Raw genomic sequence first — 21,997 nt, forward strand, 5'->3', positions numbered from 1 at the left:
GCATCCCTGCGGCGCAACAGCTTTTCTTCGAGAAGTTGCGCCCCCGGATAGCGCTCTATCGAGGGGCGCAATGCTTCATTCGCCGGTCAGGGCCGCCTTGGTGCGGGACCACCAGCCGGCGCGCTTCGGCCGATCCGGGTCGGACGGGGGCGTCAGCACGATCGCCACGGGCTCGGGCGCCGGCTCGGCGGGGGCGGCCTCGGGCGACGCGGGCTCCGGCGACGGGGCTTCGGCCTGCTGGCCGACGCTCGCCCGGTCGGTCGCCGGCGCCGCGGACTCGGCCGGCGCCACCGGCAGGTCCACCGCGGTCTCGGCGTCGGCGGCCGGTGCCGGCGCCGATCCGACCGCCTCGGCCACCGCCTCAGCGCTCACCGGCTCCTCCGCCGACAGGGCGACGACGTCGCCCGCGGCCTCCGAAGCGTCGTCCGTCGCGGACGCGTCGCGGGAGCGGCCCTCGCTGCGCCCGCGCCCGCCGCGGCGTCCGCGGCGACGGCGACGGCCGCCCTCGTCCTCGGACCGGGCCGCCTCGTCCGAACCGGCCACCGTCTCGTCGGCCTCGCCGGCCTCGCCGGCCTCCGCGGCGACGGCCGCGGCGGGGGCCTCGGTCCCGGCCGGCTGCTCGCCGTCCCAGTCCCCGTCGCCTCTCTCCGCGTCCGAACGGGCGCCGTCCTGCGGGTCGTCCTGCGAGTCGTCCTGATCGTCGTCGCCGCGATCGTCCTCGGCGCGGCCCTCCTCGCCGCGGCCCTCCTGGCGACCGCCGCGCCGCCGCCGCCGGCGGCGGCGGCGACGGCCCTCGCCGTCCTCGCGCGACCCGTCCTCGCGGGCCTCGGCCCGGCCCTCGTCGGCCTCGCCCTCGGATTCCGTCTCGGCCTCGGCCTCGTCGGCCTCCTCGTCCTCGTCGTCGAACTCCATCGCGGGCGAGATCGCCTGGGCGCGCACGCCCGTCACCGGGCCCTCCGCCCGCTGGGCCGGCTCGCCGCGGTCGAGCTGGAACGGGGTGGTGGCCGCCAGCCGCTCGTCGGCCGCGATCGTGATCGTCACGCCGAAGCGCACCTCGAGCTCGCGCAGGTGCCCGCGCTTCTGGTTGAGGATGTAGAGCGCGATCTCGGTGCGGGTGCGCAGGACGAGGTTGTGCGAGGCCGACTTGAGCAGCACCTCCTCGATCGAGCGCAGGATGTGCAGGGCCACCGACGCGGTGGCGCGCACGAAGCCCGAGCCGCCGCAATGGGCGCAGGGGATCGAGGAGGATTCGAGCACGCCCGTGCGGATCCGCTGGCGGCTCATCTCCAGCAGGCCGAACGGCGAGATCCGGCCGACCTGGATGCGCGCCCGGTCGTTCTTCAGGCACTCGTTGAGCTTCTTCTCGACGGCGCGGTTGTTCCGCTTCTCCTCCATGTCGATGAAGTCGATGACGATCAGGCCCGCGAGGTCGCGCAGCCGCAGCTGGCGGGCGACCTCCTCGGCGGCCTCCAGGTTCGTCTTGAGGGCGGTGTCCTCGATGTCGTGCTCGCGGGTGGCGCGGCCGGAGTTGACGTCGATCGAGACCAGCGCCTCGGTCGGGTTGATCACGAGGTAGCCGCCGGATTTCAGCGAGACGTGCGTGGAGAACATCGCGTCGAGCTGCTGCTCGACGCCGAAGCGGGCGAAGATCGGCGTCGAGTCGCGGTAGGGCTTCACGACCTTGGACTGGCCGGGCATCAGCATCCGCATGAAGTCCTTGGCCTCGCGGTAGGCGTCCTCGCCGGCGACCAGAACCTCGTCCAGATCCTTGTTGTAGAGGTCGCGGATGGCGCGCTTGATCAGCGAGCCCTCCTCGTAGACCAGCGCCGGGGCCATGGAGGTCAGGGTCAGCTCACGGACCGACTCCCACAGCCGCATCAGGTACTCGAAATCGCGGGCGATCTCGGGCTTGGAGCGCGAGGCGCCGGCGGTGCGCAGGATGACGCCCATCCCCTCGGGCACCTCCAGGTCCTGCACGACCTCCTTGAGGCGCTTGCGGTCGGCCGCCGAGGTGATCTTGCGGGAGATGCCGCCGCCGCGGCCCGTGTTGGGCATCAGCACCGAGTAGCGGCCGGCGAGCGACAGGTAGGTGGTGAGCGCCGCGCCCTTCGTGCCGCGCTCCTCCTTGACGACCTGCACCAGGATGATCTGGCGGCGCTTGATCACCTCCTGGATCTTGTACTGGCGGCGGTAGTGGCGCGGACGCTCGGGGATCTCGGCCAGCGCGTCGCCGTTGCCGCCGACCTGGGCGATCTTGGGCTCGGCGTCGGGATCGTCCGACTCCTCGTCCGACTCCTCGTCGTCGTCGGACTCGTCCTCGTCGTCCTCCGACTCGTCCTCATCCTCGTCGTCGTCGGACTCCTCGTCGTCCTCCTCGGAGGCCTCGTCCGCCGCGTCGGCGGCGGTCGGCGCGGCGGACTCCTCCGCCTCGCTCGCCTCCGTCGCGAGCGCGTCCGCGACGGTCTCGCCCGGCGCGTCGGACACGGTCAGCGCCTCCGCGACGGCGATGCGGGCCTCCGGCTCGGATGGGGCGTCCTCGGACGGGGCGGAGTCGGCGGCGACCGGATCCGACGCGGCGGGGGCCTCCTGCGCCTCGACCGGCGCGGACTCGATCGCGGGCTCGGCGGCCTGCGCCGGCTCGCCTTCCGGAAGGTCGCCGGCGGCGGCCTCGGAGGCGAGGGCCTCCTGCACGGCCTCGGGGTTCTCGGCGAGCGTGTCGGGCTGGACGGCCGGGTCGATCCCCGACTCGTTCCGGACCTCGGCCTGATCCTCGCCCTCGGCGGCCGCGTGCGTGTCCTCGGCGCTCACGGTCTCGTCGGCGCCGCGGGCACGGGCCTCGGCGCGGCGGCCGCGGGACCGGCGCGACGACGACCGGCGGCGACGCTCCTCGCGCTCGCGGTGCTCCTCGGCGTCGCGGGCCTCCTCCTCGAGGAGCGCCTGCCGGTCGGCCAGCGGGATCTGGTAGTAGTCGGGATGGATCTCGTTGAAGGCCAGGAAGCCGTGGCGGTTGCCGCCATACTCGACGAACGCCGCCTGGAGCGACGGCTCCACCCGGGTGACCTTGGCGAGGTAGATGTTGCCGCGCAGCTGGCGCCGGTTGGCGGCTTCGAAGTCGAACTCCTCGACCCTAGACCCGTGGACCGTGACGACCCGGGTCTCCTCCGGGTGCATCGCGTCGATCAGCATTTTGTTGGCCATGTCGGACTCTCGGCATGGCGGCCGACGTCGTTCTCCGTGCCCGTGGTCCCGGCGGCGCCTCGCCCGACGTCAAACCTGTCGGGCGGGATGCCGGCCTCGTCGCCGAGGCGGATGGGTTCGAGGGGAAATTGCCGTCAACCGCCGTTCGGCGCCCTGGGCGCCTGGGGTTGAAACAGGCCGGGCGGACGGACGGACCGGTGCGACGCGCCTCGTGCGCCTCCGGGGCACGCGCAGCTCTATGCTGGGCCGTGCGTCCGTCCATCGTGGTCCCGACCTCGCGAAACAATCTCGGCCGGCGGGGGACCGGCCGTGAATTCCTGGGTGCGACGGAGGAACTCCGCCGCGTCGTGCGACACCTGCCCGATCGCGGGCGGCACGGGCCGCCGCCAGGCGGACCGACAGGGCCCGCCGCGACACCACGACCGATTTCGCGAGGAATTCGGTCACGTCCGCGGGCCGTTGCGGCGACCGGCGGGACCGGAGAGGGGTCGACATCATTACAGACCGCTGCGCGGATTTGGCAAGGGTCAACGTGAATAGATGTCACGGGCCTGTCACGGCGCGGAGGCGGCCGGTCCGCGGTCGCGAGCGCGGCCAAGCGATCCAGGGCGGCGCTGACGATCGCGGATGGGCCGCATCCCTGGGCCGCATCCCTGGGCCGCATCGCCGGATCGCCTCGCTGCGCGCGCGATGACGGCCTGCCGCGTCGCGACAGGCGTGTGCCTACTCCGCCGCTTCGAGCCGCGGCGCCACCCCGGCCAGCGCCGCGGGCTTCGGGCCGCCGGTGGCCCAGTCGAGCAGCTCGACCGTGTGGACGATCGGGATGCCGGTGCCCTTCCCGATCTGCGTGGCGCAGCCGATGTTGCCGGTGGCGATCACGTCGGGGCGCACGCGCTCGATATTGGCGACCTTCCGGGCGCGCAGCTTCGCGGCCAGCTCCGGCTGCAGGATGTTGTAGGTCCCCGCCGAGCCGCAGCAGATGTGGCCCTCGGGCACGTCCTTCACGGTGAAGCCCGCGCGCTTCAGCAGCGTCTTGGGCTCCAGCCGGATGCCCTGGCCGTGCTGCATCGAGCAGGCCGAGTGGTAGGCCACCACCAGGTCGGTCTCGGCGACGGGGGCCAGGTCGAGCAGCGCGAGGTACTCGGTCACGTCCTTGGCCAGGCTCGAGACCCGCAGCGCCTTCTCGGCGTAGGCCGGGTCGTCGCGGAACATGAAGCCGTAATCCTTGATGGTCGTGCCGCAGCCCGAGGCCGTGACCAGGATCGCGTCGAGGCCCTTGGCGATCTCGGCGTCCCAGGCGTCGATCGCCTGCTTGGCGTGGGCGTGGGCCGAGTCCTCCTTGCCCATGTGGTGGGTCAGTGCCCCGCAGCAGCCCTCGTTCGCGTGGACGACCTCGATCCCGTGCCGGTTGAGCAGCCGGATCGCGGCGGCGTTGAAGTCCGGCCGCAGCACGCTCTGGGCGCAGCCGCGCAGCAGGGCGACGCGCTTGGGGGCCGTCCCGGCCGCCCCCGCGCCCGCCGGCGGGAACCGGCCGGGCCGGTTCGTCGGCTCGCGGGGCGGCGTCCCGGCCGGCGCGAGGTCGAGCATGGCCGCGAGGCGGTTGCCGACCCGCGGCAGCCGGGCCACCAGGCCCCGGAACGGCGCGCCGAGCCTGGCGGCGGTGAGCGCGAGGCGGAAGCGGCCCGGATAGGGCAGGACCTGGGCGAGCAGCGCCCGCAGGAACCGGTCGCCGGCGGGGCGGGTGTAGGTCTCCTCGATATGCGCCCGGGCGTGGTCGACGAGGTGCATGTAGTGCACCCCCGACGGGCAGGTGGTCATGCAGGACAGGCACGAGAGGCAGCGGTCGACGTGCTTGACCACCTCCTGCGAGGCCGGCTTGCCGCCCTCCAGCATGTCCTTGATCAGGTAGATCCGCCCGCGCGGGGAATCGAGCTCGTCCCCGAGAAGCAGGTAGGTCGGGCAGGTCGCCGTGCAGAAGCCGCAATGCACGCAGGTCCGCAGGATCTTCTCCGACGCCGCCATGGCGGGATCGGCGAGCTGGGCGGGGGCGAAGTTGGTCTGCACGGGTCGCGTCCTCGGCGCCACGCCTCCCCACGGTCGGGGAGGGGCGAAATCTGATGCTTACAGTCCGGCGTACATCCGGCCGGGGTTGAGCACCCCGGCGGGATCGTGCGCCGCCTTGATGCCGGCGGTGAGCCGCATCAGCGGCTCGGCCAGCGGCTCGAACACCGGCACGGCGGCGCGCACGGCGTCGGGTGCGCGCACCAGCGTGGCGTGGCCGCCCTGGGCCTTCACCGCCCGGCGCACCGTCGCGGCGCCGGCATCGCCCGCCGAGCCGGTGGCGAGCCAGATCAGGCCGCCGCCCCAGTCGAAGAACCAGCGCGCCTCGCGCTCGGCCGCGACCGCCGCCGCCAGGGCCGGCCCGCGGGTCGGCGCGGTGGAGATCCGCCAGAGGGCGGCCTCCCGGGGCTCGGCGAGCGGCGCCGCGTCGCGCACCGACCGCCAGAGGGCGGCGCCGGCCTCACCGTCCACGGTCTCGGGCTGACCGTAGCGCTTCAGCAGGCGGCGCAGCGCGCCCGCGCGGTAGTCGATGGAGTCGGAGAAGCCCTCGAGGCGCATCAGCGTCCGCGCCTCCGGGGCGCCGATCCCCGCCGGCAGGTGCGCGGCCCCCGTGAGCTCGAAGGGCGAGCCCAGCGCCTCCGCCAGGGCGGTCACCGCCCGGGCGTCCTCCAGGCCGGAGAAGACCAGGGTCGCCACCCGCTCGCAGGCGGGCAGCACCTTGAAGGTGATCTCGGTGAGCAGGCCCAGCGTGCCGTGGGCGCCGGCCATCAGCTTCACGAGGTCGAGGCCGGTGACGTTCTTCATCACCCGGCCGCCCGACTTGATCGCCTCGCCGCGCCCGTTGACGAAGCGGACGCCGATCAGGCTGTCCCGGGCCGCGCCGGCGTTGATCCGCCGGGGACCGGCATTGTTGATCGCCGCGACCGCCCCGAGGGTCGGCTCCCCGGCGCTGCCGTAGAGGCCGCGCAGGTCCATCGGCTCGAAGGGCAGCATCTGGCCGCGGGAGGCGAGCAGCGCCTCGACCTCGGCGAGCGGCGTCCCGGCCCGGGCCGCCACCACCATCTCGGCGGGCTCGTAGAGCGTGACGCCGGTGAGGGCCTTCGCCGAGAGGGTCGCGCTGTCCTGCGCGGGCCGGCCGAGCCCCGCGGCGGTGCCGCCGCCGGCGAGGCGCAGGCGCTCGCCGCGCCCCGCGGCCGCCCGCACGATCTCCCCGGCCTCCGCCTCGGTGCCGGGCTCGTACACGCCCATCGTTCCCGCCCCGGTCCTGTTTGTATCCATTCCAGGACGGGTGTCGCCGGATCCGGCGGCGGATTCAAGCGGAGGTGGAGTCGCGGGGTTTCAGCGGCGGGATTTCCACTGCGGCGGCGGCGCGCGAGCCTACTCCGCCGCCACGGTCCCTGCCGGGCGCAGGCGCGCCAGGACCTGGCGGCGCAGGCCGGCGATGTCGAGGATCCAGACCAGGGTCCCGTAGAGAACCATCCCGGCCGGAACCAGGACCGCCAGCGCGGTGGCGGGCGGCAGCTGCCGGAAGGGGGCGAGGGCGAGCCCCATCGCCGCGCAGGCGAGCGCCGCGACGCCGATCTCCCCCCAGGGCAGCGCGATCCGCTCCGCGCCGGTCAGGGCGCGCCAGCCGAGCCACGTTCCGGCGGCGGCGAGCCCGGCGCTCTGCGCCAGCGCGACGCCGAGACCGCCCATCCGGTCCGGCAGGACGAGGAGGCCGGCGCCGTTCACCGCGAGGCCGACCAGGGCGGCGGCGACCACCGGCAGGGTCCGGCGGCGGATCTGGAAGACCGGGTTGAGGGCGTAGAACATCATCGCGAGGCAGAACAGGCCCGGCATCAGCACGGTGCTGTAGGTCTCGAACGGCCCGCGATAGGCGTCCGGCACCACCAGCCCCTGGAGGGCCGGCAGCACCGCCCAGAAGCCGACCGCGCAGGGCGCCAGCAGGGCGAACACGGTGCCGGCATTGGCGGCGACCTGCGCCTCGGCGGCGGCGCGGCCGCTCTGCTCCTCGGCCTGCACGGCGAGCTGGAACAGCAGCAGGTCGAGGGCGGTGCCCAGCGTCATCAGCGCGCGCGAGGTGACGTCGGCCGCCAGGGCGAAGTAGCCGGCCTCGGCGAAGCCGGCCTGGCCCGCGATGGCGCCACGATTGACGAAGGTGAGGCACTGGTAGGCGGTGTTGGCGGCGATGAGCGGCAGGCCGTAGCGCGCGAAGACCCGCCAGGTCGCCGACAGGCGCGGCCGCTCGAGGGGCGTGCGCGGGTCCCGCAGGGGGTGGCGCAGCACCACCACCGCGAGGAGCTGGCTCAGTCCCGCCGCCGCCAGCACCCAGGCCGGCTGGGGCAGCCACCACGCCGCCGCCGCCATCAGGGCGAAGGACAGGACGTTCTTCACCGCGACGAGGCCGAGATAGAGCTTGCCGTCGAAGCGCGCCCGGGCGAGGGCCGCGTGATAGTCGAACACGCCGATGCCCAGGGCCGCGAGGCCGGTGCCGCACAGGACCGCCTCGCGCCCGTCGGCGCCGCCGGCGAAGCCGAAGGCCCCGCACAGGGCCGCGGCGGCCAGGAGCAGGGCGCCGATGCGCAGGTAGGCCCGGTCGAGCCCGTGGCGGATCCACGGCTCGTCGACGCGCACGCGCCCCGAGTAGAACCGCGTCGCCGACAGGCGCAGCCACTCGAACAGCACCGTGTTCAGCACGATGGCGCCGGTGGTCGCGAGGGCGAACCGGCCGAAATCCGCCGGGCCCAGCAGCTTGGCGATCAGCAGGCCGAGGACGAAGTTGAGCCCCGCATTGATGACGAAGGCGACGATCACGGCCATGGACGGCGACTCATGCGCGGCGGGATTGCGCCCGCCCGTTGCGTACGCTGTAGCGCGCGAGCCGTAAGACTCCCCTAAACGGGCGAGATCGGGGCGGAGGCCCGCGCCCCCCCCGGCACCGTTCGGTCAGGCGGCCCGGACGGTGTCGAGGAAGCGCGCGACCTCGGCGGTGAGCGTCTCGGATTGCCGCGACAGCGCGGACGCCGCCGCGAGTACCGCGGCGGCCGCCCGGCCGGTCTCCTCGGCGGCCCCGGCGACCCCCAGAATGGTGCTGGTCACCGCGCCGGTGCCGACGGCCGCCTGCCCGACGTTGCGGACGATCTCCCGGGTGGCCGATCCCTGCTCCTCCACCGCCGCCGCGATCGCGCTCGCCACGCCGCTGATCTCCTGGATCCGCCCCGTGATCGCGCCGATCGCCGCGACGGCCCCGCCGGTCGCGCCCTGGATGCCGGCGATCTGGCCGGCGATCTCCTCGGTCGCCCGGGCGGTCTGCGCCGCCAGCGCCTTCACCTCGCCGGCGACGACCGCGAAGCCCCGGCCCGCCTCGCCGGCGCGGGCGGCCTCGATGGTGGCGTTGAGCGCCAGCAGATTGGTCTGCCCGGCGATCGCCGCGATCAGCCCGACCACGTCGCCGATCCGCGCGACCGCGCCGCTCAGGTCGCGGACCAGCGCGCCCGTCTGCCCGGCCTCCGAGACTGCCCCCTGGGCGAGCCTGGTCGATCCCTCGACCTGCCGGCCGATCTCCTCCACGGAGGCGCCGAGTTCCTCGGCCGCCGCCGCCACGGTGCTGACGTTGGCGGCGGCCTCCTCGGCGGCGGCCGCCACCGTGCTGGACTGGCTGGCGGTCCGGGTCGCGGTGGCCGTCATGGTCTGGGCCGTACCCTGCAGCGCGGTGGCCGAGTCCGAGACCTGGGCGATGATGCCGCCGACCGTCCGCTCGAACCGCTCGGCCATCGCCCGCAGGTCGGACCGGCGCCGCGCCTCCGCCGCCAGCCGCGCCTCCGCGGCCTCGGACTCGAGCTGCCGGCTGCGGATGAGGTTGTCCTTGAACACCTGGACGGCCCGCGCCATCGCGCCGATCTCGTTGCGGTAGGTGCGCGCCGAAACTGTGACGGAGGCGTCCCCGTCGGCCAGCGCCCGCATCGTCGCGGTCAGCGCCCGGAGCGGGCGCAGCACGCCGCCGAACAGGGTCCACAGGCCGAGGGCCACCAGCAGGATCACCGCCAGCAGCGCCGCCCCGCTGCGCGCGACGTCGCTCCGGGCCGCGTCGGCGAGGGCCTCGGCGCGCGCCACCATCGCGTCCAGGGCCGCGTCGCAGAGGGCCACGAGGGAGCGCTGGTTCTCGGTGTTGCGGTCGCGCAGCTCCGCGAACGAGTGGCGCGGGGGCGTGTGCGTGCTGAGCGCGTCGAAGACCGCCTGCGCGATGGCCCTGGTCTCGCCCTCGAAATTGCTGGCCTTCGCCCGCTCGAACGCGGCCCGCACCGCCTCCGAGACGCCGGTCGCGGCCTCGGTCGTGCGCCGCCACGCCGCCAGAAGTTCGGTCCGCTCCTCGGCCGCCGCGATCGTCTCGGGCAGGGACCACGACGCGCCGGCGACCAGCGAGCTCTGCACCCGCACCGCGACGTTGCCGCTGGCCACGCGCGTGTCCCAGGCCGCCTGCTTGAGGGCGAGATAGCGCTGCAGGGCGGGATCGGAGCGGGGAATGGACGCGTCGACCGCCTTCAGCGTGGCCGTCAGCGCCTCGAGCAGGTCCTGGAAGGCGGCCATCGCGGCCTCCCGCAGCGCCGGGTCGCGCTGCGCCTTCGGCAGCCGGAGGGCCTCGTCGATGCGGGGGCGCAGGGCCGCCATCGCCTCCTGCGCCGTGGTCAGGCGGTCGAGCGTCGCGCTGACCGCCGGCTCGGCCAGATCGCTCAGGCTGCGCTGAGCCCGGCGGTAATTCTCGGTCAGCGCCTGCCGGCTGCCCGCGACGGTCGACAGGGTCTTCGCGTCCGCGGGCGCCTCACCCCCGAGGGCGAGGGACGATCCGCGCTCGAGCCGCAGCGGCAGGATCGCCCTGAGGAGGCCCTGACTCGCCTCCGTCAGGGTCACGGCGCGGGCCGCGCGCGCCGCCTGCGCCCGCGCGTCGACGAGCGACCTGACCGCGTTGCCCAGCGCCATGCAGGCCATGATGACGATCACCAGGCACAGCAAGGTCCGGATCGAGAAGCGTCCCAGCCAGCGACTCATGGGAGAAAATCTCAGGATCTGCGATGCTCGGTCCTATAACGTCAGGTTTCGTCGGGCAATCGAGCGATCGCGCTGTCCGTAATAAAGATTAGGATATTTTATGATCCGCCGTTTATATGGATAAATACAGAGATTATCAGCGCGAAGACTTGTCTGACGAAATCGCGCCGAATTTCGACGGGCCGAAATCGGCCCGCTCTTCGGCGGCGCGGCGGTGCGGCTCCCGCCCCTGGAGCGGCGGGGAGCGGATCTGGCGCCCCGCGCCGCATCCGCGAGGAGCCCCGGGCCGGGCCCGGGGCCGCGCGGGGCCGGCCTGCCGGCGTCCTGCCAGCGTCCTGACCGTCCGGCCGTCGCGCGCCCTCGTCATGGCGGATCGGGTCGCGAGAACGGACCGTTCGATCGGGGCCGGATTTCGGCGGGGTCCTGCCGGCTTGCGGGCCGCCCGCGGACCGGCGGCACCCCGCGCGTCGCCTACAGCGCGCGCTCGTAGCGCCAGGCCTCCATCCCGTCCTCGTAATAGTCCGGCCGCACGGCGAAGCGGGTGTAGCCCCGGCGCTCGTAGAGCCGGATGCCGGCGCCGTTGTCCGCGCGCACCTCCAGCCGCAGCCGGTCGCAGCCCTGGGCGCGGGCGCGGGCCTCCGCGGCGTCGAGGAGCCGGCCGCCGAGGCCGAGGCCGCCGCGATTCGGTGCCACCGCGATCGAGGCCAGCCGGGCGATCCGGCTGCCGCGCCGCCGCTCCAGCACCGCGGCGCCCACGAGCACCGGAATCGGATCCCGGTCCGGCGGGTCGATCAGGGCCGCCAGCACGTCCATGGTGGGCGAGCGGATCGCGTGGCGGATCGCCCGGCGCTCGGCCCGGTCCGTGGCGAAGGCGGCGTGCTCCAGGGCGACCAGGGCGTCGAGATCGGCGAGGGTGGCGGTGCGGATCGTCGGCTCGGGGAGCCCGTCGCCGACCGGGCTGCGCAAGGGAGCGCTCACAGGGGGGCGCTCACGCCCGCGCCGTCGCGGTGGATCTGATCGGCCCGGCCATCGCTCGCTCGCCTGAGTCCTCTGCCCCCTCCGGTCAGATGCCCGCTTCCGCCGCGCTTGGGAAGCCCGCGCGGCCCGCCGCGCGCCGGCGGGATGCGTCGTTTTTGCAACGGAGCGCGCGGGGTGTGGATTGCGGGCGGAAAAGCGGGCGTTTCGGGGCGGTTTCCCCTTGTCGCGCGGGACCCGTCTCCGTATATGCGCCGTGCCCAATTTCGCACGTGCCTGTGGCCGCGTGTCGGTTGGTGGGCATCCGGTCAACTGCCGGACAGCCGCCAGGGGTCTTAAAGGATCGATGGTCGCAAGGGTGGATCCCTACGGCCGGCATCCAGGTGGCAACACCGGACCCCGACAACAACCGGCAGCCGGAGGCGAAACCGGCGAACCCCGCTCTCCACGGGGGACGCAGCTTAAAGCAACGACGAACGGGCTTTTTTGGTCTCGTCGGCCCTCCAAAGGCCGGCACCGAAGAGGCTTGTTTCTCTTTGCCCGGCGTGCGGTGGGGGTCCTCCCTTCCAATCCACGGCAGCTTCCGGGTGCTCTGCGCCCGCACTGACGCACGCGTCTCCAAAGCGCGTGGGTCCGCGCGACGCATCGCCCCCTGACGCCGGCGGCCTGTCAGGCCGTCATCTTCGACAGCGCGCCCCGCGTAGGGCGCCCGCGAACCCGTGCCGGGAGACGACCATGACCGACCGCATCCGTGACTACCTGCGCGTGCGCCGCGACCTCGGTCAGGACGAGGGCCCCGTGATGGTCCTCGACCTCGACGTCGTGCGCGACAACTACACCGCCTTCGCGCGCTCCCTGCCGGACACCCGGGTGTTCTACGCCGTGAAGGCGAACCCGGCTCCCGAGGTGCTGCGCCTTCTCGCCGAGATGGGCTCGTGCTTCGACACGGCCTCCGTCGCCGAGATGGAGATGGTGCTGGCCGCCGGCGCCACCGCCGACCGGATCTCCTTCGGCAACACCATCAAGAAGGAGCGCTGCATCGGCCGCGCCCTGAAGCTCGGCATCCGCCTGTTCGCGGTCGACTGCCAGGCCGAGGTCGAGAAGATCGCCCGGGCCGCCGAGGCCGTGGACGTGCCGGCCGGCGAGATCCGGGTGTTCTGCCGCATCCTCTGCGACGGCGCGGGCGCCGATTGGCCGCTCTCCCGCAAGTTCGGCTGCGTGCCCGAGATGGCCGCGGACGTGCTGGAGCACGCCCACCGCCAGGGGCTGGAGGCCTACGGGATCTCGTTCCATGTCGGCTCGCAGCAGGGCAACACCGAGGCCTGGGACGGGGCCCTCGGCTCCGCGGCGGCGGTCTTCCGCGAGTGCGCGGAGCGCGGCATCGGCCTGTCGATGGTCAATCTCGGCGGCGGCTTCCCGACCAAGTACCTCAAGGCGGTGCCGGGCGTGGAGAGCTACGGCGAGGCGATCTTCCGGGGCCTGACCAAGCATTTCGGCAACCAGATCCCCGAGACGATCATCGAGCCGGGCCGCGGCATGGTCGGCAATGCCGGCCTGATCGAGGCGGAAGTTGTTCTCGTGTCGCGCAAGTCCGCGGATGCCGACGAGGTCCGATGGGTCTACCTCGACATCGGCAAGTTCGGCGGGCTGGCCGAGACCATGGACGAGGCGATCCGCTACCCGATCCGCACCGCGCGGGACGGGGACGCGACCGAGCCCTGCGTCATCGCCGGCCCGACCTGCGACTCGGTGGACGTGCTCTACGAGCGGCAGCTCTACCCGCTGCCGGTCTCGCTCTCGATCGGCGACAAGGTGCTGATCGAGGGCGCGGGCGCCTACACCACGACCTACGCGGCGGTGGCCTTCAACGGCTTCCCGCCCCTTCAGCAGATCGTGATCTGATCGCGCGCGCCGCCCGGGACACTCCGGGCGGCATCCTTCCGAGACTTCTCCCGGCGGGTGACAGGCGGCAGGAGGCGGACGCACGGATCCCGTGCGTCTGGAACCACCCTGCGGTCACGCTGCGTTAAGGGCCGCTGCCGTTTCTCCGGAAGCGGCGGCCAGCCCTGATCGCTCGCCGAGACGATCCATCGCTTCTCCCGCTTGCCGGCCCGGGGAGGGCATAGCCATGATCGAGATCCGCGCGGAGCACCTTCACGACGTCCCGGCGCGCGAGCGCCTGCTCGACGCGTGCTTTCCCGGCAATCGACGCGCCAAGACCTCGGAGCGCCTGCGCGAGGGCCGGCTGCCGGCCCGCGGCCTCGCCTTCGCGGCGACCCGGGCGGGGCGCCTCGTCGGCACCCTGCGGCTGTGGCACGTCGAGGCCGGGCTCGCCCGCCCGGCGCTGCTGCTCGGCCCGCTCGCCGTCGATCCGGCGATCCAGGGGCAGGGGCTCGGCTCGGTGATGATGCAGGCGGCGCTCGGCCGTGCCGAATCCCTCGGCCACGGCGCCGTGCTGCTGGTCGGCGACGCGCCCTACTACGCCCGCTTCGGCTTCGACCGGGCGCTCGCGGACGGCCTGACCCTGCCGGGACCGTTCGAGCGCGCGCGCTTCCTCGGTCTGGAGCTGCGCGCGGGGGCGCTGGCGGGCGCCGCGGGGATGGTCCGGGCGACCGGCGTGCTGTCGCCGGCGGGCGCGGTGGCCAACGAGGCGGGGGTGGCGCGACGACGCGCCGCCTGAGCGGGATCGACAGGCGCCGAAAGCCTGAGGCGACGACCGCGCCGTCCCTGCGAGCGCCGCGAAGCTATCCGGGGCAGCGCGGTCCCCGAGCGCCGCGAATGCCCGGGTCGCCTCGCTGCGCCCGCGACGACGGTGTGCAGGCCAGGCATGTTGGGGATGCGGCCGCATCTGCGCGCCTGGCCGGCCTCGTGCATTGCGCCGGGCGCCCGCGATCCCGCATAGACGGTCCGCCGGCCTCCCGGAGAAGGTTGCTCGACCGATGCAGATCGCCACGCCCTACCTGATGTTCCTGGGCGACGTGCCCGACACGCTGGCGGCGAAGACCGCCTACGGGATCAAGGACTGGCGCCCCGAGTGGTGCGTCGGCCAGATGCGCCTGCCCGGCTGCGCCGCCGATCTCGGCATCCCCGACATGACCCTGGCCGAGGCCCTGGCGAAGGGCTGCCGGACCCTGGTGATCGGCGTCGTCAACGCCGGCGGCGTGCTGCCGGACCACTGGGTGAAGGAGATCGTCGCGGCGATCGAGGCCGGGCTCGACGTGGCGAGCGGCCTGCACGTCAAGCTCGGCACGGTCCCGGCCATCGCCGAGGCCGCGGCACGGCGCGGCCGCCAGCTCCACGACGTCCGCCACACCGACGAGCGCTTCCCCACCGGCAAGGGCACCAAGCGGGCCGGGCGGCGCCTGCTCACCGTCGGCACCGACTGCTCCGTCGGCAAGAAGTACACCGTGCTGGCCCTGGAGCGCGGCATGCGCGCGCGCGGCCTGGACGCCGATTTCCGCGCCACCGGCCAGACCGGCGTGTTCATCTCCGGCCGGGGCGTCGCCATCGACGCCGTCGTGGCCGACTTCATCTCCGGCGCCGTCGAGACGATCGCGCCCGAAGCCGCCCCGAACCACTGGGACCTGATCGAGGGCCAGGGCTCGCTCTACCACCCGTCCTTCGCGGGCGTGAGCCTCGGCCTGCTCCACGGCGCGCAGGCTGACGCCTTCGTGGTCTGCCACGAGCCGACCCGCACCAACATGCGCGGCGTGAAGCACCCGCTGCCGACCATCCGGCAGGTGATCGACCTCACCGTGCAGCTCGGCAGCCTGACCAACCCGGCGATCCGGCCGGTCGGCATCGCGGTGAACACGCAGGCGCTCGCCGAGGGCGAGGCGCGGGCCCTCCTCGACAAGCTCGCGTCCGAGCACGGCCTGCCCGCCACCGACCCGGTGCGCTTCGGCGTCGACGGGCTGGTCGACCGGATCGTCGCCGACTTCCCGGAGGCCTGACATGGCGCGCCGCCTGACCCTCGCCGTCGAGCGCTTTCCCATCGCCGGCGCCTTCACGATCTCGCGCGGCAGCCGCACCGAGATCGCCGTCGTGGTGGCGACGATCGCGGACGGCGACGCGGTCGGGCGCGGCGAGTGCGTGCCCTATCCGCGCTACGGCGAGAGCGTCGAGAGCGTCAGCGCCCTGATCGAGGGCCAGGCAGAGGCGATCGCCGCCGGGATCGAGCGGGACGCGCTCATGGCCCGCATGAAGGCGGGCGCCGCGCGCAACGCCCTGGACTGCGCGCTGTTCGACCTCGAGGCGAAGCGCCAGGGCCGCCCCGCCTGGGAGATCGCGGGTCTCGCCGAGCCCCGGCCGGCGATCACCGCCTACACGCTGAGCCTCGGCACGCCGGAGAGCATGGCGGAGGCCGCCCGCAAGGCCGCCCACCGGCCGCTGCTCAAGGTCAAGCTCGGCGGGGACGGCGATCCGGAGCGCATCGCCGCGGTGCGGGCCGGCGCGCCGGAATCCCGGCTGATCGTCGACGCCAACGAGGCGTGGCGGCCCGCGAACGTCGAGGCCAACCTCGCGGCCTGCCTGAAGGCGGGCGTCGCGCTGATCGAGCAGCCGCTGCCGGCCGACGCCGATGCCCTGCTGGCCGAGATCCCCCACCCGGTGCCGGTCTGCGCCGACGAGAGCCTGCACGACCGTGCCGGACTCGACGCGCTGGCCGGGCGCTACGACGCGATCAACATCAAGCTCGACAAGACCGGCGGCCTGACCGAGGCGGTGCTCCTCGCCCGCGAGGCGCGGGCCCGGGGGCTCTCGATCATGGTCGGCTGCATGCTCGGCACCTCGCTGGGCATGGCGCCGGCGGCCCTGCTCGCCAACGACGCGGAGTTCGTCGACCTCGACGGGCCGCTGCTGCTGGCCCGCGACCGCGACCCGCCGCTGCGCTACGAGGGCAGCCTGATGCACCCGCCGACGTCGGAGCTCTGGGGCTAGGGCACGCGGGCGGAGCGGTCGCCGTCCGCGGTCCGAGACCGCCCAGCGCGAGATCCCGGAGGCTCCGCCCTGTGGAGATCCCAGGTGCGGACGATAGGGATCGCCCCGCCTGTCACCGGCGGGGCCTCACAAAGGGTTTGGGATTAGGTATACCAGAAGGCTTGCCTTCCTCTCGCCCGGCTGCCATCCATCGCGTGTGCGCTCGGGGCGTGGCGTGGACGCGCTGTTCCCAGCAGCCAGACAACACACAGCAAGTCTTCAATGCTGGGGAGGAAAGACGTGGCCAGAAACATCCTGATCCTGGGGGCCTCCTACGGCTCGCTCCTGGGGACCAAGCTCCTGATGGCCGGTCACAACGTGACCCTGGTGTGCCGGCGGAAGACCGCGGACCTGATCAACCGCGAGGGGACCGAGGTCCGCATCAAGCTGCGCGACGAGAAGGAGCACCGCGCGATCCACTCGCGCGATCTGCCCGGCAAGGTCGACGCGATGCCGCCGGAAGAGGTTGACGTGTCGCGCTACGACCTCGTCGGCCTCGCCATGCAGGAGCCGCAGTACAACAACCACACGATCCGCGTCCTGATGATCAAGATCGCGGCGGCGAGGCTGCCGTGCCTGTCGATCATGAACATGCCGCCGCTGCCCTACCTCAAGCGGATCCCGGCGCTCGCCGCCATGGACCTCGAGGATGCCTACACCAATGCCGGCGTGTGGGACCGGTTCGAGCCGGGGCTGGTGTCGCTCTGCTCCCCCGATCCGCAGGCCTTCCGGCCGCCGGAGGAGGAGGCGAACGTCCTCCACGTCGGCCTGCCGACGAATTTCAAGGCCGCGACCTTCGCGGACGAGGCCCACAACCGGCTGCTCCGGGAGCTGGAGGCGGATATCGACGCCGTGCGCCTCGACGGGCACGACGTGCCGGTGAAGCTCAAGGTGTTCGACTCGCTGTTCGTGCCGCTCGCCAAGTGGTCGATGCTGCTCACCGGCAATTACCGCTGCATCACCCCGGGCGAGCCGCAATCGATCCACGACGCCGTCCACGGCGACCTGGCGCGCTCGCGGGCGATCTACGACCACGTCGACGGCATCGCCCGGAAGCTCGGCGCCGACCCGGCCGACCAAGTGCCGTTCGAGAAGTACGCCAAGGCCGCCGAGAGCCTGCTGAAGCCGTCCTCGGCGGCGCGGGCGGTGGCGAACGGCGCGCCCTACATCGAGCGGGTCGACCTGCTGGTAAAGCTGATCTCGCACCAGCTCGGCGAGCCGAACGCCGAGATCGACCGCACCGTCGAGACCGTCGATCGCAAGCTCGACGAGCGCATCATCGAGGGCTGATCGGCCCCGTCACTGTCACGCGGTGCGGAGCGCCGCGCGGCGTTTGCTGTGCTCTCGTCTTCACGAGCGGAGCGAAGTGACCCCAGGGCGGCGCGCCGTCGGTCGGCGTGGCGCCTCCGGGTCGCTTCGCTCTCGCTCGCAGAGACGGTCGCCGCGCCTTCGCCTTACTCCGCCAGATCCAGGAAATGCCGCCCCTGGCGGTCGTCGATCTCGATGATCCAGAGGTCGGAATCGAACCGGATCTCCTTGGTCAGGCGCTCCTCCACGTCGAGCGGGCTGCCGCCGGTGACGATCGCGGTGAAACGGCGGTCACCGCTCTCCTCGGCCTCGAACAGGGCCTGCGGCGCCGGCCCGTAGAGATCGGCGCTGCCGTCGAGGCGGTCGACCTTCACGAAGATCGCGCCCGCCTCCGCGGACCCGCGCCGGCGCAGCACGGCCGGGATGCCCGCGACGTCCAGGCGCCGCAGATGGGCCGAGACCCAGAAATCGGAGCGCAGGCGCATGCGTCTGTAGCCCTGTGAACCTCGGCTCGCCGCGGGAGGCGGTCCGACGCGGCGGTCGTCCCTCGAACCCCGCGGGCTCGGAGCGGTGCGGCCTCCGCCATGCGCGAAAGCGCCGGCGCGGGCAAGCGCGGGCCAGCGCGGACGCGCCGCGTCGGCCATCTGGCATGAACGCTTCAGCGCGCAAAATATTCCGTCAGAAAAAACAGTATTCTTCGGGATTAAAAAAGGATTGATCCGTGTGCGTCAGCGCACATCTACAGTATTTTTTGCTGATTAACTGAGCAAAGGGCGCCCGAATTCGCAGCTCACGATGATTCAAGGAGCACTCCGATGCGGAGAATGACCTCGCGCGCGACGCTGATCGTCGCCTGCCTGTGCGGTGTTGTGCCGTCGGCCCACGCCCGTCCGGAGACGCTCATGGATTTACTGGGCAACCGCGACTCCACGTCCTGCCCGCGCTACCAGCGGACCCCGAGCGATGCCTGCAACATCGTCGTGCATCGGCCCGGCGGTAATCCCACGCAGGACATGACCGGATCGATCGGCCACGCGAAGTCCTGGCAGGCCAATGGCGGCCCGCGCTGCAAGACGATCTGCCGGTTCACCGGCACGCAGTACTGAGGGGCGGCGCACCGACTTGTCGCGACGATCGGCACCCGCGCCGCCCCTCCGGCGCGGGTGCCGCCGGGTCTCGCTAGCCGTGGCCCGCCCGCGCCACCAGTTCGCGCAGGGTCCGGCCGGTCGCCTCTCCGGTCACCGGCAGCTTGGCGCCGCGCTCGAACTTCTCGATCGCCGCGCGGGTGCCGGGGCCCATCGCGCCGTCGGGCTTCACCGCGTAGCCGAGCTTCGACAGCGCCTTCTGGGCGCGCAGCACCGGATCGCCGTCCTTCTCGGGCTTGGCCGCCTTCGCGTCCTTCGTGTCCTTCGGGGTCGGCTTGGCGGCCGGCCGGACCGGCGACCCCTTCGGGGTGACCGAGGCGGTGGTCTCCTCGGACCGGATCAGCTCGCCGATCGCGTCCCGGGCCGCCGGCTTGGCTTGGAGCGGTGCGGCGGCACGGTCGGCCTCGACGACGCGCACCGGCTCCCGGGCCGGTTCCCGGGCGGGTTCCCGGGTGGCCTCCTTGGCGGCCGGCGCCGCCTCGCGGGGGGCGGGCGCTTTCTGGGCGAGCTTCGGCAGGATCGGCGCCGGGTGGCGCCCGGTCTGGTAGCCGAGGGCGTTGACGCAGACGAAACCCGCCGCGCCGAGGGCGACGAGGCTGCCGAGAACGGTGCCCGGACTGGTGCGGCAGGTGGCGCCCGTCGCCTTCAGCGCGCCGACGAGCACGGCGCGCCAGTCGCCCTGGACCGCGGCGCGGCGCGGCGCGGACCGGCGGGCGCGGCCGGGTTCGCCCGGTACGGTGATCTCGCGGTAGCCTGACATCATGTCTCCTTCCGGGGATCTTCGGGTCAGCCGGTGCGGCGCAGGACCGGCTCGGCCGGGGCCGCGGCGGGGCCCGGCTCCGCGTCGAACAGGCCGAGCGGCAGGCGCACCACGCGGCGCGGCGCCGGGGCGCCCCGCACGGCCGTGCGGATCGGGGCCGGGCCGTGCGCGGTCGCGGGGGCCTGGCAGACGAGGGGCAGGGTGACGGTCACCACGGTCCCGGCCTGCGGGGCGCTCTCGATCAGCAGGGAGCCGCCGTGGAGGCCGACGAGGCCCTGGACCACCGACAGGCCGAGGCCGGTGCCCTCGTGCTGCCGCTTGTAGCCGCCGCTCCCGGCCTGGAAGAACGGGGTGCCGAGCTTGGGCAGGTCGTCCGCGCCGATGCCGACGCCGGTATCGGCCACGACGATGTCCAGGCTGCCCGCGCCGCGCCGCAGGGAGAGGTCGATGCGGCCGCCCGACGGGGTGAACTTCACGGCGTTCGAGATGAGGTTGATCAGGACCTGCCGGCAGGCGGCGGGATCGGCCGTGATCTCCACCGGTCCCGACGGGGCGGCGGTGAGGGCGACGCCGGCGGCGTCGGCCTTCAGCCGCATCAGGTCGCAGCAGCCCCGGAGCAGGTCCGCGACGTCGAAGGTCTCGGGCGCGCAGTCGAAGTTGCCGCTCTGGATCCGGCTCATGTCGAGCAGCGTGTTGACAACGCCGAGCAGGTGGTGGCCGGAGGCGCCGATGATGCCGGCATATTCCCGCGCCTGGACCGGCCCGAGGCTGACGGCGCCTTCGCCCGCCAGGACCTCGGAGAAGCCGATGATCGCGTTGAGCGGCGTGCGCAACTCGTGGGTGACGTTGGCCAGGAACCGGCCCTTGATCGCGTCGGCCCGCTCGGCCTCGGCGCGGGCGCGCTCCAGTTCCGCGGCGTGCCGGTGGTGCTCGGTCATGTCGCGGGTGACCGCCACGACCGCCATGGCGGCGTCGTGCGGGCCGTGCTCGATCCGGTGGGCGCGCATCTCGGCGTAGATCAGGCTCGCGCCGTCGGCGCGGCCGGTCTCGGGCTCGACGTGCAGGCGCAGGGGCAGCGTCGCGGGGCGCCCGGTCGCGGCGACGTCGCTCACCGCCTTGAGGAAGGCCGGACGGTCGGCGACGTGGACGCGCTCCAGCAGGCCGTGGCCGCGCAGCCGGGCCGGGTCGCTGCCGAGGAGCCGCACGGCCGAGACCGAGGCCTCCAGGACGCGGCCGTTGCGGTCGTGCCAGGTCACGAGGTCGTCGATCGCCGAGAGCAGCAGCCGGTCGCGGGCCTCGTTGTCGCGCAGCCGCTCGCGCCAGACGCCCTCGTTGCGCATGTGCTCCAGGGCCTGGGCGGCGACGTGGCCGATCGCCGTGATCGCGAAGGCCGGCAGGGCGATCGCGGCCGAGATGTCCATGACCGGCAGGGAGCCGGCCCAGGCCCCGAGGGCCACCACGGCCAGCACGCCGAGGACCGCCATCGCGGCGGCCGCGATCGTCGCGCGGAGCGAGCCGGAGACCAGCGCCTCCAGGGGGATCGCCACGAGCCAGACCGCGGCGGGCGAGGTGACGCCGCCGGTGACGCCCGCCAGGGCGACGACGAGGCCGGTCAGGCCCGCCGACGAGACCGCGTGGGCGACCCAGAGGGAGCCGGTGCGGGTGAGGAGGACGGCGGCGAGGACCGGCAGCAGCAGGCTCGCGATCGCCAGGACCTCGAAGCCCGACGGCACCCCCCGCCAGAGCAGGTAGGGCGGCAGCCCGGCCATCATCACGGCGCCGGTCGCCAGCCGCGACACCAGGAAGCGCTGGTGGCGCGCGCGGGCGGCCGGATTGTCGGCCACGGATTCGTGGACGAGACCCGCGAGCCGGTCGTCGATCAGAGACGTCAGGACAGTCTTGATGGTCAAGGTTGGCACGCGTCGCGCTGGCTGCGTTCCCGCATCCGTCGCGCCTCCGGTTCGACTTCGAACGACTACCGGACGGTCGCAGAGCCGGCTTAAACGAGTGTTGCGGGACTTGTCCGAATGGTCGGGATGCTTTCCGCGAGGTAACCAGCCGATCGCGAACAAGCTTCGTTCACCATCGTGCGGGAAAGCTCGGGTTGGTAGAGGCCCGGTTCACGAAATCCGTCGAATGCTTCGCGCGATCTCGAGCGGAGGAACCGTCTCATGACCGTCCTGCTGCGCGCCGCGCTGGTGATCGGCGTGCTCTCCTACTTCGCCATGCTTCGCACCGGCGCGGATCCGGCCGCGGAGGCCCGTAAGCTCGCCGGGGCGGTCCCGAGCGCCCAGGCGGTCGTGCCGGCCGCCCTGGAGGCGGTCCCGCCCGAGACCCGGGACCGGGCGGTGCGCGCCGTGCTGGCCCGCGGCCTGATGGCGGAGCTGAGCCGCCGCGCCGCGGAGGCGCCGCCCTCGAACGACACCCTGCAGGAGACCGACCGGCAGCCCGCTTGGCGGGGCGCCGAGCCGCAGAGCGATCCGAAGAGTGGTCCGAAGGGCGATCTCCGGACCGAGCCGCGCTGACG

At 73.4% G+C, this 21,997-nt stretch carries 16 protein-coding genes; 7 read left to right on the top strand and 9 right to left on the bottom strand.

The window, feature by feature from the left end; translation table 11 throughout:
• Positions 1–75 precede the first annotated feature (75 nt).
• The 6 genes from ME121_RS07650 to ME121_RS07675 form a co-directional block, all read right to left on the bottom strand.
• Positions 76–3,198, bottom strand: coding sequence for an Rne/Rng family ribonuclease (locus tag ME121_RS07650; protein WP_059408610.1), 3,123 nt, complete (start codon positions 3,196–3,198; stop codon positions 76–78).
• 723 nt (positions 3,199–3,921) lie between these two features.
• The gene (gene glcF, locus ME121_RS07655; RefSeq protein ID WP_012321569.1) at positions 3,922–5,262 is read right to left on the bottom strand and encodes a glycolate oxidase subunit GlcF; all 1,341 of its coding nucleotides are present in this window, start codon (positions 5,260–5,262) and stop codon (positions 3,922–3,924) included.
• Between the two features lie 57 nt (positions 5,263–5,319).
• The gene (locus ME121_RS07660) at positions 5,320–6,507 is read right to left on the bottom strand and encodes an FAD-binding protein (RefSeq protein WP_058606229.1); all 1,188 of its coding nucleotides are present in this window, start codon (positions 6,505–6,507) and stop codon (positions 5,320–5,322) included.
• A 129-nt stretch (positions 6,508–6,636) separates the two neighbouring features.
• The gene (locus ME121_RS07665) at positions 6,637–8,079 is read right to left on the bottom strand and encodes a polysaccharide biosynthesis C-terminal domain-containing protein (RefSeq protein WP_012321571.1); all 1,443 of its coding nucleotides are present in this window, start codon (positions 8,077–8,079) and stop codon (positions 6,637–6,639) included.
• A 126-nt stretch (positions 8,080–8,205) separates the two neighbouring features.
• Entirely contained in the window at positions 8,206–10,305 is a 2,100-nt protein-coding gene (locus ME121_RS07670; RefSeq protein WP_059408611.1) for a methyl-accepting chemotaxis protein, read from the bottom strand.
• A 471-nt stretch (positions 10,306–10,776) separates the two neighbouring features.
• Positions 10,777–11,283 carry a GNAT family N-acetyltransferase gene (locus ME121_RS07675; protein WP_012321573.1) on the bottom strand — a complete coding sequence of 169 codons (507 nt, stop codon included), beginning with the start codon at positions 11,281–11,283 and terminating at the stop codon, positions 10,777–10,779.
• Positions 11,284–12,015: 732 nt separating this feature from the next.
• Here ME121_RS07675 and ME121_RS07680 point away from each other — a divergent pair.
• The 5 genes from ME121_RS07680 to ME121_RS07700 all read left to right on the top strand — a co-directional run bounded on the left by ME121_RS07680 (position 12,016) and on the right by ME121_RS07700 (position 17,547).
• Entirely contained in the window at positions 12,016–13,182 is a 1,167-nt protein-coding gene (locus ME121_RS07680) for a type III PLP-dependent enzyme (protein ID WP_024828676.1), read from the top strand.
• A gap of 226 nt (positions 13,183–13,408) precedes the next feature.
• Positions 13,409–13,960: a GNAT family N-acetyltransferase gene (locus ME121_RS07685; RefSeq protein WP_024828675.1), complete on the top strand. Its 552-nt coding sequence runs from the start codon at positions 13,409–13,411 to the stop codon at positions 13,958–13,960.
• A gap of 259 nt (positions 13,961–14,219) precedes the next feature.
• A complete protein-coding gene (dgcN, locus tag ME121_RS07690) occupies positions 14,220–15,233 on the top strand; it encodes an N-acetyltransferase DgcN (RefSeq protein WP_012321576.1) in 1,014 nt (337 codons plus the stop codon).
• Between the two features lies 1 nt (position 15,234).
• Positions 15,235–16,218, top strand: a complete 984-nt coding sequence (gene dgcA, locus ME121_RS07695) for an N-acetyl-D-Glu racemase DgcA (protein WP_059408612.1) — start codon at positions 15,235–15,237, stop codon at positions 16,216–16,218.
• A 279-nt stretch (positions 16,219–16,497) separates the two neighbouring features.
• Positions 16,498–17,547 carry a ketopantoate reductase family protein gene (locus tag ME121_RS07700; RefSeq protein WP_012321578.1) on the top strand — a complete coding sequence of 350 codons (1,050 nt, stop codon included), beginning with the start codon at positions 16,498–16,500 and terminating at the stop codon, positions 17,545–17,547.
• Between the two features lie 164 nt (positions 17,548–17,711).
• Here ME121_RS07700 and ME121_RS07705 read toward each other — a convergent pair whose 3' ends face one another.
• Entirely contained in the window at positions 17,712–18,050 is a 339-nt protein-coding gene (locus tag ME121_RS07705) for a DUF1491 family protein (RefSeq protein ID WP_012321579.1), read from the bottom strand.
• A 330-nt stretch (positions 18,051–18,380) separates the two neighbouring features.
• Here ME121_RS07705 and ME121_RS07710 point away from each other — a divergent pair, with 330 nt between their 5' ends.
• On the top strand, positions 18,381–18,671 hold the full coding sequence (locus tag ME121_RS07710; RefSeq protein WP_012321580.1) for a hypothetical protein: 291 nt from the start codon (positions 18,381–18,383) through the stop codon (positions 18,669–18,671).
• A 73-nt stretch (positions 18,672–18,744) separates the two neighbouring features.
• On the opposite strand, the gene ME121_RS07715 is transcribed toward ME121_RS07710, so the two are convergent.
• The gene (locus ME121_RS07715; RefSeq protein ID WP_012321581.1) at positions 18,745–19,470 is read right to left on the bottom strand and encodes a peptidoglycan-binding domain-containing protein; all 726 of its coding nucleotides are present in this window, start codon (positions 19,468–19,470) and stop codon (positions 18,745–18,747) included.
• A 26-nt stretch (positions 19,471–19,496) separates the two neighbouring features.
• The gene (locus tag ME121_RS07720; protein ID WP_012321582.1) at positions 19,497–21,389 is read right to left on the bottom strand and encodes a sensor histidine kinase; all 1,893 of its coding nucleotides are present in this window, start codon (positions 21,387–21,389) and stop codon (positions 19,497–19,499) included.
• Positions 21,390–21,641: 252 nt separating this feature from the next.
• Here ME121_RS07720 and ME121_RS07725 point away from each other — a divergent pair, with 252 nt between their 5' ends.
• Positions 21,642–21,995: a hypothetical protein gene (locus tag ME121_RS07725; RefSeq protein WP_012321583.1), complete on the top strand. Its 354-nt coding sequence runs from the start codon at positions 21,642–21,644 to the stop codon at positions 21,993–21,995.
• The last annotated feature ends 2 nt before the right edge of the window (positions 21,996–21,997 follow it).

It is taken from the genome of Methylobacterium sp. ME121, from assembly GCF_000974725.1.
Taxonomy (GTDB): domain Bacteria; phylum Pseudomonadota; class Alphaproteobacteria; order Rhizobiales; family Beijerinckiaceae; genus Methylobacterium; species Methylobacterium radiotolerans.

Bases quoted from the DNA above. Each gene is read 5' to 3' on its own strand.
- ME121_RS07650 (WP_059408610.1), bottom strand. From the start codon at position 3,198: ATGGCCAACAAAATGCTGATCGACGCGATGCACCCGGAGGAGACCCGG.
- ME121_RS07660 (WP_058606229.1), bottom strand. From the start codon at position 6,507: ATGGGCGTGTACGAGCCCGGCACCGAGGCGGAGGCCGGGGAGATCGTG.
- ME121_RS07665 (WP_012321571.1), bottom strand. From the start codon at position 8,079: ATGGCCGTGATCGTCGCCTTCGTCATCAATGCGGGGCTCAACTTCGTC.
- ME121_RS07670 (WP_059408611.1), bottom strand. From the start codon at position 10,305: ATGAGTCGCTGGCTGGGACGCTTCTCGATCCGGACCTTGCTGTGCCTG.
- ME121_RS07680 (WP_024828676.1), top strand. From the start codon at position 12,016: ATGACCGACCGCATCCGTGACTACCTGCGCGTGCGCCGCGACCTCGGT.
- ME121_RS07685 (WP_024828675.1), top strand. From the start codon at position 13,409: ATGATCGAGATCCGCGCGGAGCACCTTCACGACGTCCCGGCGCGCGAG.
- dgcN (WP_012321576.1), top strand. From the start codon at position 14,220: ATGCAGATCGCCACGCCCTACCTGATGTTCCTGGGCGACGTGCCCGAC.
- dgcA (WP_059408612.1), top strand. From the start codon at position 15,235: ATGGCGCGCCGCCTGACCCTCGCCGTCGAGCGCTTTCCCATCGCCGGC.
- ME121_RS07705 (WP_012321579.1), bottom strand. From the start codon at position 18,050: ATGCGCCTGCGCTCCGATTTCTGGGTCTCGGCCCATCTGCGGCGCCTG.
- ME121_RS07710 (WP_012321580.1), top strand. From the start codon at position 18,381: ATGCGGAGAATGACCTCGCGCGCGACGCTGATCGTCGCCTGCCTGTGC.
- ME121_RS07715 (WP_012321581.1), bottom strand. From the start codon at position 19,470: ATGTCAGGCTACCGCGAGATCACCGTACCGGGCGAACCCGGCCGCGCC.
- ME121_RS07725 (WP_012321583.1), top strand. From the start codon at position 21,642: ATGACCGTCCTGCTGCGCGCCGCGCTGGTGATCGGCGTGCTCTCCTAC.